Origin of the sequence: Pseudarthrobacter sp. NamE5 (assembly GCF_005796225.1) — a bacterium.
Lineage (GTDB): Bacteria > Actinomycetota > Actinomycetes > Actinomycetales > Micrococcaceae > Arthrobacter.
On the sequence record NZ_VAHO01000007.1, the window covers coordinates 48,184 to 60,978 of the forward strand.

Sequence of the window (12,795 nt, forward strand, 5' to 3'; positions counted from 1 at the left end):
GTTAGACGTGTCCCATCGCGTTTCGGTTGGCATTGCGGATGTAGCAGGCCCAGCAGACCGTGAGCATCAGGACGTAGGCCGCGACGAAGCCGTAGAAGGCGGGCGTGTAGGAGCCGCTGGCGGAGTTCGATGCGTTAAGGACCTGCGGGATCACGAATCCGCCGTAGGCGCCGATGGCCGAAATCAGGCCAAGGGCGGAGGATGCAAGGCGCTGGGTGGCCACCGAGCTGGCGCCCTTCCTGGCCGCCCGGCTGGAGGTTGCGAAGATGACCGGGATCATCCGGTAGGTGGCGCCGTTTCCGAAGCCGCTGGCGGTGAAGAGCATCAGGAAGAGGACCAGGAAGAGCCAGAAGTTCTTCAGCGGCAGGGTCCAGATCATGGTCAGGGTGATCACGGCCATGGCGGCGAAGGCTGCCACGGTCATGCGGGCGCCGCCCATCCGGTCAGCCATCCGGCCGCCATAGGGCCGGGCAAGGGAACCGACCAGCGGGCCAAGGAAGGCCAGGGACAGTGCCACGGTGCCCACTCCAATGGAGGAGAACGCGGGGAAGTAGTCCTTGATCAGCTTGGGGAATACTCCGGCGAAGCCGATGAAGGAGCCAAAGGTGCCGATGTACAGCAGCGCCATGATCCACAGGTGCGGTTCCTTGACAGCTGCCACCGAGCCGGCCACGTCCCCCTTGGCGCTGGTGAGGTTGTCCATGTACTTGAAGGCGCCGAATGCCGCGAGCAGGATCAGCGGAACCCACATCCAGCCCGCCAGGGGCAGGTTGACCGTTCCCGCGGCCAGCAGGGTGATGGCAATGGGCACGGCGAGCTGTGCGACGGCGGCTCCCATGTTTCCGCCGGCGGCGTTCAGGCCCAGCGCCCAGCCCTTTTCCCGTGCAGGGTAGAAGAAGGTGATGTTGGCCATGGAGCTGGCGAAGTTGCCGCCGCCGAAGCCGGCCAGCGCGGCGATGAGCAGCATGACACCAAAGGGAGTTTCCGGGTTGGAGACGCACAGGGCGAGGCCGATGGAGGGAATCAGGAGCAGCAGCGCGGAAACGATGGTCCAGTTGCGGCCGCCGAAGCGGGGAACCATGAAGGTGTAGGGGATGCGGAGGGTGGCGCCCACCAGGCTGGGCATGGAGATGAGCCAGAAGATCTCCGAGGTGGAGAACGTGAAGCCCGCTGCGGGGAGCTGGACCACCACGATGGACCAGAGCTGCCACACGACAAAGCCGAGGAATTCGGCGAAAATGGACCAGTTGAGGTTGCGGCGGGCAATGGCCCGGCCGGCGGTTGCCCACTGCTCCTTGTTCTCGGCGTCCCAGTTGGCGATCCAGCGGCCGGGGCGGAATTCAAGCGCGGGTGCGTCTGTGGTGCGGGTGGTGCCGGGCTGTGCGCTGGCGGATGCGGTGGCGGTTCCGGGCCTTGCGGTGTCGTCAAGATCAAGGGAATTGCCGGTGCCGGCATCAGCTGTGCGATCAACAGTCACGGGGTACCTCCTTCGGGGGATGTTGTCCTTCCAAAGTAGGGACGCCGCGTTTCGCAGACCGACGATGTTTGTTAACGAGCTGTGACATTTGCCTATCGGGGCTCCCGGCAGGACGTGAGGCGCTGTTAGCCACGCAAAAATGAGACGGACGGCACACGTCCGCATGCTGGACCTTTCGTCCATTGACTGGACCGCGGGAACTAATATTGAACTCTAACTATTTCGAGCCGGAGCGCATCTGCTGCCTCCGGACGGCTCTCACGAAAGCGTTTATATGTCATCCACCGATACCTCCACGGTGCCCGGATCGCCGCAGCCGGTGAACTCCCGCGGCCGCGTGATCGTGGCCAGCCTGATCGGCACCACGGTCGAGTTTTACGACTTCTACGTCTACGCAACGGCAGCGGTGCTGGTCTTCCCGCAGCTGTTCTTCCCCAGCCAGAACGAAACCACCCAGCTCCTGAGCTCCTTCGCAGTCTTCGGCGTGGCGTTCATCGCCCGCCCGCTCGGCTCGATCGTCTTTGGCCACTTCGGCGACAAGTTCGGCCGCAAGGGCACTCTGGTGGCGTCCCTGCTGACCATGGGTATTGCCACCTTCCTGATTGGCTGCCTGCCCACAGCGCTGGTTCCGGGCTGGGCTTTCTGGGCGCCGGCACTTCTGGTGGTCATGCGCTTCGCCCAGGGCCTGGCGCTGGGTGGCGAGTGGAGCGGGGCTGCGCTGTTGGCCACCGAGAACGCCCCGGCCAACAAGCGCGCCATCTACGGCACCTTCCCGCAGCTGGGCGCACCCATCGGCTTCATCATCGCCAACGTGATCTTCCTGGTCTTCAGCTACGCCCTGTCCCCGGCTGACTTCATGGCCTGGGGCTGGCGCGTGCCGTTCCTGCTCAGCGCCGTCATGGTGATCATCGGCCTCTACGTCCGCCTCAAGCTGATCGAAACCCCCGCCTTCACCAAGGTGATCGAATCCAATGAGGTGGCCAAGCTGCCCCTGGGCCGCGTCTTCAAGACCAGCTGGCGCCAGCTGATCCTGGGCACGTTCATCATGCTGGCCACCTACGTGCTCTTCTACCTGATGACCACGTTCACCCTGACCTACGGCACCCGTCCCGCAAGCCTCGAGGCGGCCCGTGCCGCCGCCGAGAAGGCCGGCAAGCCGATGACGGAGGCAGCCGCTGCAGCGTTCGTTCCCGGCCTGGGCTACACCCGCAACGACTTCCTGTGGATGCTGATTGCCGGCGTCGTCTTCTTCGGTATCTTTACCCTCGTCTCCGGGCCGCTGGCGGAGAAGTACGGCCGCCGCAAGATGCTCCTTGCAGTGACCGGCGGCATCTTCGTGTTCGGCCTGCTCTTCGTTCCGCTGTTCAGCGGCGGCTTCATTGGCACCATGGCGCTGCTGGTCATCGGCTTCTCCCTGATGGGCCTCACCTTCGGCCCGATGGGTGCGCTGCTGCCGGAGCTCTTCCCGACGAACGTCAGGTACACCGGTTCAGCCGTGAGCTACAACTTCTCCAGCATCCTGGGCGCAGCGGTGGCCCCGTTCATCGCAGTGGCGCTCTGGGAGACGGCCGACGGCAGCCCCGTACTGGTGGGGATCTACCTGACCTCCATGGCTGTCCTGACGCTCATCGCCCTGTTCGTGAGCAAGGAAACCCGCGACCTGGACTACGAAAACAACGTGGCGTAGCAGCGGAGCCTGTGCCTTCCAGCCCGGTTTGTGGCTCGAGATGCCCGGCGTGTTCCCCGACTTTTCGGGGAGTGCGGCGGGCATTTGGCTTTTCCGGCGCAAGTAAGCGGGCGGGAAGGCACGACGGCGAGGCGCTGGGTATGGAGTGGCGGCCTCACCGGGCGTAGCGGGCCACGAAGTTCCGGAGGATTTTCATGGGTTCGGTGGCAGTGAACTGCCGGGCGCTCTCCATCAGTTCTTCGGCCGACTCCGGCGGGAAGTAGCCTGCGTGCCGGTAGATGTCGATGCGGGTGCAGAGGCCTTCCGCGTCCAGTTCCGGATGGAACTGGGTGGCGTAGAGGTTTTCCCGGATCCGGAACATATGGACCGGGCAGGCCGCGGAACGGGCCAGCAGGACGGCGTGCGGCGGCAGAACGGTGCACGCCTCCTTGTGCCCCGTGAAGGCGGTAAACGTGCGGGGGAGTCCCTCGAGCAGTGGGTCTTCAAGACCGGCCTCGGTCAGCTCGATCTCCACCCCGCCAAGGGGTTCCCCGTATGTCCGGTCGATAACGGCGCCCTGGTGGGTGCCGAGGGTGCCCACGCCGTAGCAGGCGCCCAGGAAGGGGAAGTCCCGGGCCACCAGCTCATCCAGGAGCCCTGCAAGTTCCCGCTCCACGCGGTGCTGGGCGGAGGACTTCTTCTCCGGCGGGTCGCTGGAGGTGAACGGGCTTCCGCCCACGATCACACCCGAGTAGTCCGAAAGGTCCACTTGGGGCAGCGGGGCTGCCTCCAGCCGGACCCGCACCAGCTCCCGCGGCTGCAGGCCGCCATACCGGAGGTACGCGGCATATTCATCTTCGGCGGCAGCGTCCTCGGCCCTGGACGCCAGGAGCAGGAAAGGCTTCATGCGCTAAGTGTGCCGGTCGCGGACCCGGCCTGTCAGCTAGCCTGCCGGTTGGGTGAGCGAGCGGCGGGACTGCGGCCGGGCTGCCGGGTCGGCGTGGCGGTGTACGAGCTTCCAGTAGCCTTCCTCACGGCGGAAGATGCTGGTCACCCGCAGCGCGAACTCCTCCACGGCGCCCCCGTCAAGGCGTGCCCGGAAGTGTTCGGTCTCCACCAGGTAAGCGGTGTCGCGGGCCGTGTAGGAGGTGATGGTCTCGAACCCGAGCATCTCGCCGTCCTGGAACTGCCGCGCTGCCTGGTCCAGCCGGGCCTCCACCTGGGCCCAGCCGCGGGCAATCCCGCCGAACGGGTTGGCCAGGGTCACGTCGTCGAGGCGGGAATAGAGCTCCTTGACGGGCGCGGGATTGCCCTGGGTAATATCCGGGACGGCCAGGTGGTAGCGGTCCACTTCTTCCTGGAAGCTGGGTGCGAGCATGGGTGCCTCCGGGGCTTTCTAGTCTTCGATCATGGCGATGATGGCGCCCGCGGACACCGTTTCGCCGGAGGACGCTTCAAGCCCGATGATGGTGCCGGAACGGTGCGCGGTGAGGGGCTGTTCCATCTTCATCGCCTCCAGGACCACCACCAGGTCACCTTCGGTCACTACGTCGCCATTGGTGACGGCGACCTTGACGATGGTGCCCTGCATGGGGGAGGTCAGGGCATTGCCGGTGGCAGCGGCCGGACCGCCGGAGCGTGAACGCTTCTTGGACTTCGCAGGTTTCGCTGCAGATGCTGCCCCGCCGGCTCCCACGGAACCCAGGGACGCGGGCAGGACCACCTCGAGCCGCTTGCCGCCCACTTCGACCACCACGCGCTGGCGCTCCTCCGCGGCACCGTCTGTAGCGGCAGCGCCGTCCGGCGCCCAGGCGGGAAGGTTGTTGACGAACTCGGTTTCAATCCAGCGGGTGTGGACCGAGAACGGACCCTCGGCCGGGGCGAAGGCGGGATCCGAAACCACGGCAAGGTCGAACGGGATGACGGTGGGAATGCCTTCCACCACCATCTCCTCCAGGGCGCGGCGTGCACGCTGCAGGGCCTGGGGTCGGCTGGCTCCCGTCACAATCAGCTTGGAAAGCATCGAGTCGAAGTTGCCGCTGATCTCGTCGCCCTGTTCAATGCCTGAATCGACGCGGACGCCGGGGCCGGTGGGGTTTTTCAGGACGCGGATGGTGCCGGGGGCGGGCATGAAGTTCCGCCCCGGGTCCTCACCGGTGATGCGGAACTCGAAGGAGTGGCCGCGCACCTCAGGGTCGCCGTAGCCGAGTTCCTCTCCGCGGGCCAGCCGGAACTGCTCGCGCACCAGGTCGATGCCGGTGACTTCCTCGGAAACGCAGTGCTCCACCTGGAGCCGGGTGTTGACTTCCAGGAAGGAGATGGTGCCGTCCTTGCCCACCAGGAATTCGCAGGTGCCGGCGCCCAGGTAGCCGGCTTCCTTAAGGATGGCCTTGGAGGATTCGTAGAGGCGCCGATTCTGGTCTTCGGTGAGGAACGGGGCCGGTGCCTCCTCCACCAGTTTCTGGTTTCGGCGCTGGAGCGAGCAGTCACGGGTGGAGACGACCACCACATTGCCGTGGGCGTCCGCCAGGCACTGGGTTTCCACGTGCCGCGGAGCGTCCAGGAAGCGCTCGATGAAGCATTCCCCGCGGCCGAATGCGGCGGTGGCTTCACGGACGGCTGATTCGTAGAGCTCGGGGATCTCCTCCCGGGTGCGGGCCACCTTGATGCCGCGGCCGCCGCCGCCGAAGGCGGCCTTGATGGCTACCGGAAGCCCGTGCCGGTCCACGAAATCGAGGATCTCCCCGGCAGACTCGACAGGATCGGCCGTGCCGGGGACCAGCGGAGCGCCTACCTTCTCGGCAATGTGCCGGGCCTGGACCTTGTCACCGAGGGCGGAGATGGCCTCCGGGGACGGGCCGATCCAGGTGATGCCCGCCTCGATCACGCGCGCAGCGAACTGGGCGTTTTCGGCGAGGAAACCGTAGCCGGGGTGGATGGCGTCGGCGCCCGACTGGACCGCGGCGGCAATGATCTTATCCATCACCAGGTAGGACTCCGCGGCGGTGTTCCCGCCCAGGGCGTAGGCCTCGTCGGCGAGGCGCACGTGGAGGGCATCCCGGTCCGGGTCGGCGTAGACCGCGACCGAGGCGATGCCTTCGTCGCGGGCTGCGCGGATGATGCGCACGGCGATTTCACCGCGGTTTGCGATCAGCACCTTTGTGAGGGTCGACTGCTTGGTTCCTGCGGACTGCTCCAAATATGCTGACAAGGCGTCTCCTTCTTTCCTTCAGGGAGCCTAGCGCGGTTTTGAGGGTTCCGCCGATATTACTTGCGGAATCCGCGTGTAAACGGGTCGGGCTTTGTAGGGAAGCTACAAGACTTCGCGAAATGCGGCGCTTTTGCCTTCACGGACAGGCAGGGTTTGCAGGGCGTCAGGCGGACCACAGGTCGGTGATGCGCACGTTTGCGGAGGCCAGCAGGCCGCGCAGCGTGGAGACCGAAAGTCCGACGACGGTGTGCGGGTCGCCATCAACCTTCCGGATGAACGCCCCGCCCAGGCCGTCAATGGTGAAGGATCCGGCGCAGTGCAGTGGTTCGCCGGTAGCGATGTAGGCATCGATTTCTGCCGTCTCCATCTCCAGGAAGGTGACCTCGGCCGAGGCCACGGTCCCCAGGGTTGCACCCGTGCCGGGCTCGCCGCCGTCGTCGGGATCCGTGTCCCGGCAGTCCACCAGCCAATGCCCCGTGTGGAGCACTCCGGAGTTGCCGCTCATTCGCAGCATCCGCTCACGCGCAACGGTGGCCGTGTAGGGCTTGCCGTGGGCCTCTCCGTCAAACTCGAACACCGAGTCGCATCCAAGGACCAATGCCCCCTCCGCATCCGGGAGCGCTGCTACCGCTTCGGCTTTCGCCCTGGCCAGCAGCAAGGCAGTATCGTGTGGATCGGTCACGCCGTACCGTGCCTGTACGGCGTCCTCGTCCACGTCAGAGACCAGCACCGAGTGCCGGATGCCGGCCTCCGCCAGGAGCTTGGTGCGGGCGGGGGACTGGGAAGCGAGAATCAGGCGGACCACGGTCTCCAGCCTAGTGGACCGGCGCCAGCCAGGAAGACCAGCGCCGGCCCGATGGACCAGCGGTTCTAGTGGACCAGTTCCCCGGCCGCCGGAGCTGTCTCGGGACGGCTGAGCCTGGCCCCCTCCACATCCACGTCAGGCAGGATCCGGTCCAGCCAGCGCGGCAGCCACCAGGACTTTTCGCCCAGGAGGTACATCACGGCCGGCACCAGGGTCATGCGCACCACGAAGGCATCCAGCAGCACACCAAACGCCATGGCGAAGCCGAGCGGCCGGACCATGGTGAGGTGGCTGAAGATGAAGCCGGCAAAGACGCTGACCATGATGATGGCGGCGGCAGCCACCACGGCGGCGGCGTGGCTGAAGCCCACCCGGACCGCCTCCTTGGCCGTGGAACCGTGCATGTACGCCTCGCGCATGCCGGAGGCGATGAACACCTGGTAGTCCATGGCCAGCCCGAACAGCACCCCGATCAGGATGATGGGCAGGAAGCTCAGCACCGCGCCGGGGTTGGCCACGTCGAAAACGCTGCCCAGCCAGCCCCACTGGTAGACGGCCACCACGGCGCCGAAGGCTGCGGCGAGGGAGAGCAGGAACCCGCCGGTGGCGAGAAGCGGCACCACAATCGAGCGGAACACCAGCAGCAGCAGGACAAGGGACAGTCCGACGACGATGGCCAGGTACGGCGGCAGGGCGCCACCGAGCTTGGTGGAGACATCGATGTTTCCGGCGGTCTGCCCGGTCAGGCCCAGGGTCACGTCGTATTTGGACTGGACCTCTTCGTTCAGGCCCCGCAGTTCGGAAACCACCTGGACGGTGCTGGCGCTGGCCGGGCCTTCCTTGGGGATCACCTGGAACACCGCGGTCCGGCGGTCCTCGCTCAGGGCGACGGGTACTGCTGCTTCAACGTTGTCCACAGCGCGGAGTTCGTCTGCGACGTCGTACTGCAGGGTCTGCGCCTGGGCCTCGTCCAGGCCGGCGGGGAACTCGCCGACGGCCACGATGGGGCCGGTGACGCCTTCACCGAAGCTGCGGGCGGTCAGGTCGTATGCCTGATACGCCTCGGATTCCACCGGCTCCGATCCACCGTCGGGCAGGGCAAGCTGCAGCTGGGTGGCAGGCAGGGCCAGGGTGCCCAGCAGGAGGACGCCGGCCAGGAGGGCCAGCACGGGGTGCCGGGTGACCAGGCCGCCCCAGCCGTGGATGCTGCGCTCGCGGTCCTTGGCCTCATCTTCGACTTCATGGCCCGGTTCAGCATTGTGGGCTTCGGCTTTGGCCCAGGCCCGCCGGGAGATGATGCGCCGGCCAATCAGGGAAAGCATGGCAGGGGTGAGGGTGATGGCCACCAGCACTGCCACTGCCACGGTTCCGGCCGCGGCCAGGCCCATGACGGCCAGGAACGGCAGTCCGGGCACCACCAGGGCGGCAAGGGCGATGATCACGGTGAGACCGGCGAACACGACGGCGTTGCCGGAGGTTCCGGTGGCACGGGCCACCGACTCCTCAGGCTCCATTCCGGCGAGCAGCTGGGTCCTGTGCCGGTTGACAATGAACAGCGAGTAGTCGATGCCCACGGCCAGGCCCAGCATGAGGGCCAGCATGGGGGAGATGGAGCTCATGTCGAAGAGCCCGGACAGGGCGAAGGTAATGCCGACGCCCACGCCTACTCCGACGATGGCCATCAGCAGCGGAAGCCCGGCGGCGATGAGGGTTCCGAGCATGAGGATCAGGACCAGGGCCGCGACCGCGATGCCGATGATCTCGGCGGCACCGAAGAGCTCGGAAATGTCCTCGGTAATCTCTTTGCTGGCGTAGGCGGTGACGCCTGCAGCGGAGGTTTCGTGCGCGATGTCCTGGACCTGCTGGCGGACCTCGGGGCTCAGGCCGTTGATGGACGTGTCGAACTGGACCTGCGCCACGGCGGCCCGGCCGTCCTCCGATATAAAGCGGATGGCAGAGGACGCATCAACCTGGCGCTTGCCGAGCTCAAGCTTTTCCTTGCTGGCCTCCAATTCGCTTGCCCCGGCCTGCAGGCGCGCCTCTCCTTCTGCCATTGCGGCCTTCTGCTGGCCGAGCTGGGCTTCAATAAGGGCGGCGGGGGCACCGGCTGCAGCCAGCTGCTGTTCTGCTGCTGCGAGCTGCGCCTTGCCGGCTTCAAGCTCGGCGCGGGAGGCATCCAGCTGTGCCTGTCCTGCCGCAAGCTGCTGCTCGCCGTCGCTGATGGCCTGGCCTGCCTGGTCCACCTGGGCCTGCGTGGCGAAAGGATCCACGGTGCCGCGCACATCCTGCACCGACTCCAGTTTCTTCAGCGCATCTGTGACGGCGGTCCGGCTCTCGGCAGTGAAGCCGCCGTCGGGTGCTTCGAAGACGATCGTCGCCGTGCCCCCTGAGGCGGAAGGGAGCTCTTCCTTCAGCTTGTCGGCAATCCGCTGTGTCTCGGTGCCGGGAATCTGGAAGTTGTTGGACAGCGTGCCGTGGAACGCGGCGGCCGACCCGCCAACGACCGCCAGGGCGGCAAGCCACAGCGAGATTACCAGCCAGCGCCGGCGGTAGGAGAACTTGCCCAGGCGATAAAGGAACAAAGCCATGTAAGGAAACCGATCTGATCAGGAGGAACGGGAGTTTCAGGAAGCCGGGCCGGCCGGCGCAGGGCTGGATCTCCCCGCGCCGCCGGCGTGTCTGCGGGAGTTGAAACCGGCTCCGAGCAGGGCCATGGCGTCGATAAGCAGTTGCCGGAGCTCGGCGAGGGATTCCGCTGAGAGGTCAGCGCCGCGGCGGCTGAACCACACCTGCATGGCTGCCTTGCCGCAGGAGATGACGGAGCCGGCCAGCGCTTGGACGTACAGTTCGTCCTCACCGCCAGGTGTTACGGCCACGCGTTCCCGGGCCACGGCAAAAACCTGCTCCCGGCAATGGTCCCACGCCTGGAGTTCCGTATTCGCCATGAGCGGGCTGTGCTGGGTCAGGGTGAACAGTTCCGCCAGCGGTGCCACTGCCTTGGGGTCGGCGAGGGCCATCAGGGCTGCCTGGGCTGATTCCAGGACAGGTTCTTCCGCCGGCCGCAGCCTCAGCTGCTGGATGGCGTTGTCCAGGAACGCATGGACGACGGAGGCCAGCGCGGCATCGGTGCTGCTGAAGTAGTTGAAGAACGTCCGGCGCGAAATTCCGGCCGAGTCGGCGATTTCTTCAGCCGTGAAGTTACCGGGGCCCTTGGCTCGCAGGAGGGCCAAGGCTGCATCAGTGATGGCTTGGCGGGTGGCGGCTTTATTCAACTCGCGGCGGGAAGGGGCTCCGGCAGTGTAAGCGGTCGATGAGGAAGCAATCACGCTCTTACACTACGTGCAACTTTGCACTCTGCGCAACTTGCCTTCACAGGAGAATGAAAGGTTCTGGACAGGTTCACCAGAAGTTGATCCCGGACGCTGGAGATACCCGCAAGGGGCAAACCGACAACAGCCGTCATCCGACGGCAGTACCAGGAGACAAAGAATGTCACGCACAAAGAACATCACCCTTGGCCTGTCCGCCACGGCGCTGGCCGTGGTTGCCGGAATCGGCGTTGCCGGGATGGCCTCCGCCACCACCACACCCGCTCCCACACCGAGCGCAGGTTCGAGCGCATCGGCGGACGCCGGCACCACTCCCGGGAGCGGCATAGGTAAGCACGGCGGACGGGGCGGGGAGCGCGGTCTTGCGCAGGCAGCTGCCCTTGGGGAGAAACTGGGCGTGGAGGAAGCCAACGTGACGGAGGCGTTCGAGGCCTTCCGGGAGGCAAGCCGACCGACCACGTCGCCGGCAGATGGTGAGAAACCTGACGCTGCCACCCGTGACGCCGCGCTGGCCAAGTCGCTGGCTGAATCACTGGGCATTGAAGAGTTCAAGGTCACCGCCGCGCTGGAGGAGCTCCGCAGTGAAAGGCAGGCACAGAAGACTGCAGAGCTGAAGACCCGGCTGGACCAGGCGGTAACGGACGGGAAGCTGACACAGGCTGAGGCCGACGCCGTCACCAGGGCAGTAGAAAGTGGAGTGGTTGGCGGCGGCCGCCACTGAAGTGCCTGGCGCTGAGGCCTGTGGCACAGACGCCCCCGGCAGAAGCTTGGGCACTGAGGCGCCTGAAACGAAAGAAGCCCCCGGGAGATTTCCCGGGGACTTCTTCTTCTGCTGCAGGGTGGGCAGCTGGCTGCTAGGCCTTGGAACCTGCGAGCTCGCGCGGAGCGGTGTCCGTAGTGGTTCCATCGGTGGAAGCGGCAGGCTCAGCGTCGACCGTCTCGTCAACAAACGGCGTGCCGTTCCGGGCGGCGTTGTACACCTGCTCGTCCAGGATCCCCTGGCGCTTGGCCACGATGGTGGGGACCAGCGCCTGGCCGGCCACGTTCACGGCTGTGCGGCCCATGTCCAGGATCGGGTCGATGGCCAGGAGGAGTCCGACGCCTGCCAGGGGCAGTCCCAGCGTGGACAGCGTCAGGGTGAGCATCACCACGGCACCGGTGGTTCCGGCGGTTGCGGCGGAGCCGAGGACGGACACCAGGGCGATCAGCAGGTACTGGCTGAAGTCCAGCTGGATACCGAAGAACTGGGCAACGAAGATCGCCGAGATGGCGGGGTAGATGGCGGCACAGCCATCCATCTTGGTGGTGGCGCCCAGCGGTACGGCGAAGGAAGCGTAGGCGCGGGGGACGCCGAGGCTGCGCTCAGTGACCCGCTGGGTGAGGGGCAGGGTGCCTACGGAGGAGCGGGATACGAAGGCCAGCTGGACGGCGGGCCATACTCCGGAGAAGTACTGCTTGATGGACAGGCCGTGGGTGCGGATCAAAATGGGGTAGACCGCGAAGAGCACCAGGGCCAGGCCGACGTAGATGGCGAAGGTGAACTTGCCGAGGGAGCCGATGGTGTCCCAGCCGTAGACGGCGACGGCGTTGCCGATCAGGCCGACGGTGCCCAGCGGTGCGATGCGGATGATCCACCAAAGGACCTTCTGGATGACGGCCAGGGCCGAGGCGTTGAGGTTCAGGAACGGTTCCGCAGCCTTGCCCACCTTGAGGGCAGCGACGCCGACGGCGATGGCAATCACCAGGATCTGCAGGACGTTGAAGCTGACGGACGTGGTGACGGCACCGGACTCAGCGACGGTGGAGTTGGCACCCAGGCCCAGGAAATTCTTGGGGAACAGTCCCACCAGGAATGCCCACCAGTCACCGGACTTGCCGGAGTACTTCGCCTCCTCCGTAATGCCGGTGTTGGAACCGGGCTGCAGGAGGACGCCCAGGCCGATACCGATCAGGACGGCGATCAGCGAGGTGATGGCGAACCAGAGCAGGGTGTTCCATGCAAGCTTCGCGGCGTTGGACACCTGGCGAAGGTTGGAGATGGAACTGACGACGGCGGTGAAGATCAGGGGTACAACCGCGGTCTGCAGCAGTGACACATAGCTGGAGCCTATGGTCTGCAGCGTGGCACCGAGGCCGTTGGGGTTGGCCTTGGTGCTGCCGGTGTACTTGGCCAGCAGGCCGAGGCCAAGCCCGACGATGAGGGCGGCAATGATCTGGAAGCCGAACGAACCAGCCCACTTGGGCAGCTGGAAACCGGTCTTCCCTGCGGGGGAGGGGGTGCTTGTCTGAGTGCTCACCAGAACAAGC

At 66.0% G+C, this 12,795-nt stretch carries 10 protein-coding genes; 2 read left to right on the forward strand and 8 right to left on the reverse strand.

The window, feature by feature from the left end; translation table 11 throughout:
- Position 1: 1 nt before the first annotated feature.
- The gene (locus FDW84_RS10380; protein WP_138609141.1) at positions 2-1,477 is read right to left on the reverse strand and encodes an MFS transporter; all 1,476 of its coding nucleotides are present in this window, start codon (positions 1,475-1,477) and stop codon (positions 2-4) included.
- A 274-nt stretch (positions 1,478-1,751) separates the two neighbouring features.
- On the opposite strand from FDW84_RS10380, the gene FDW84_RS10385 reads away from it, so the two are divergent.
- Positions 1,752-3,164 (forward strand): MFS transporter, encoded by a 1,413-nt coding sequence (locus tag FDW84_RS10385; RefSeq protein ID WP_138609143.1) that lies wholly within the window; start codon positions 1,752-1,754, stop codon positions 3,162-3,164.
- A gap of 154 nt (positions 3,165-3,318) precedes the next feature.
- On the opposite strand, the gene FDW84_RS10390 is transcribed toward FDW84_RS10385, so the two are convergent.
- The 6 genes from FDW84_RS10390 to FDW84_RS10415 all read right to left on the reverse strand — a co-directional run bounded on the left by FDW84_RS10390 (position 3,319) and on the right by FDW84_RS10415 (position 10,485).
- The gene (locus FDW84_RS10390) at positions 3,319-4,050 is read right to left on the reverse strand and encodes a glutamine amidotransferase (RefSeq protein ID WP_138609145.1); all 732 of its coding nucleotides are present in this window, start codon (positions 4,048-4,050) and stop codon (positions 3,319-3,321) included.
- A 36-nt stretch (positions 4,051-4,086) separates the two neighbouring features.
- A complete protein-coding gene (locus FDW84_RS10395) occupies positions 4,087-4,521 on the reverse strand; it encodes a YybH family protein (RefSeq protein WP_138133376.1) in 435 nt (144 codons plus the stop codon).
- 18 nt (positions 4,522-4,539) lie between these two features.
- The gene (locus tag FDW84_RS10400; protein WP_138609147.1) at positions 4,540-6,354 is read right to left on the reverse strand and encodes an acetyl/propionyl/methylcrotonyl-CoA carboxylase subunit alpha; all 1,815 of its coding nucleotides are present in this window, start codon (positions 6,352-6,354) and stop codon (positions 4,540-4,542) included.
- 163 nt (positions 6,355-6,517) lie between these two features.
- Entirely contained in the window at positions 6,518-7,159 is a 642-nt protein-coding gene (locus FDW84_RS10405; RefSeq protein WP_138609149.1) for a Maf family protein, read from the reverse strand.
- A gap of 65 nt (positions 7,160-7,224) precedes the next feature.
- Positions 7,225-9,747 (reverse strand): MMPL family transporter, encoded by a 2,523-nt coding sequence (locus FDW84_RS10410; RefSeq protein ID WP_138609151.1) that lies wholly within the window; start codon positions 9,745-9,747, stop codon positions 7,225-7,227.
- 36 nt (positions 9,748-9,783) lie between these two features.
- Positions 9,784-10,485 carry a TetR/AcrR family transcriptional regulator gene (locus tag FDW84_RS10415; RefSeq protein WP_240721476.1) on the reverse strand — a complete coding sequence of 234 codons (702 nt, stop codon included), beginning with the start codon at positions 10,483-10,485 and terminating at the stop codon, positions 9,784-9,786.
- Positions 10,486-10,648: 163 nt separating this feature from the next.
- Between FDW84_RS10415 and FDW84_RS10420 the strand changes: the two genes are divergently transcribed.
- On the forward strand, positions 10,649-11,209 hold the full coding sequence (locus tag FDW84_RS10420) for a hypothetical protein (protein ID WP_138609152.1): 561 nt from the start codon (positions 10,649-10,651) through the stop codon (positions 11,207-11,209).
- Positions 11,210-11,342: 133 nt separating this feature from the next.
- Here the strand turns inward: FDW84_RS10420 and FDW84_RS10425 are convergent, their stop codons facing one another.
- Entirely contained in the window at positions 11,343-12,785 is a 1,443-nt protein-coding gene (locus tag FDW84_RS10425) for a dicarboxylate/amino acid:cation symporter (RefSeq protein ID WP_138609154.1), read from the reverse strand.
- Positions 12,786-12,795: the final 10 nt, after the last annotated feature.

Bases quoted from the DNA above. Each gene is read 5' to 3' on its own strand.
- FDW84_RS10385 (WP_138609143.1), top strand. From the start codon at position 1,752: ATGTCATCCACCGATACCTCCACGGTGCCCGGATCGCCGCAGCCGGTG.
- FDW84_RS10390 (WP_138609145.1), bottom strand. From the start codon at position 4,050: ATGAAGCCTTTCCTGCTCCTGGCGTCCAGGGCCGAGGACGCTGCCGCC.
- FDW84_RS10395 (WP_138133376.1), bottom strand. From the start codon at position 4,521: ATGCTCGCACCCAGCTTCCAGGAAGAAGTGGACCGCTACCACCTGGCC.
- FDW84_RS10410 (WP_138609151.1), bottom strand. From the start codon at position 9,747: ATGGCTTTGTTCCTTTATCGCCTGGGCAAGTTCTCCTACCGCCGGCGC.
- FDW84_RS10420 (WP_138609152.1), top strand. From the start codon at position 10,649: ATGTCACGCACAAAGAACATCACCCTTGGCCTGTCCGCCACGGCGCTG.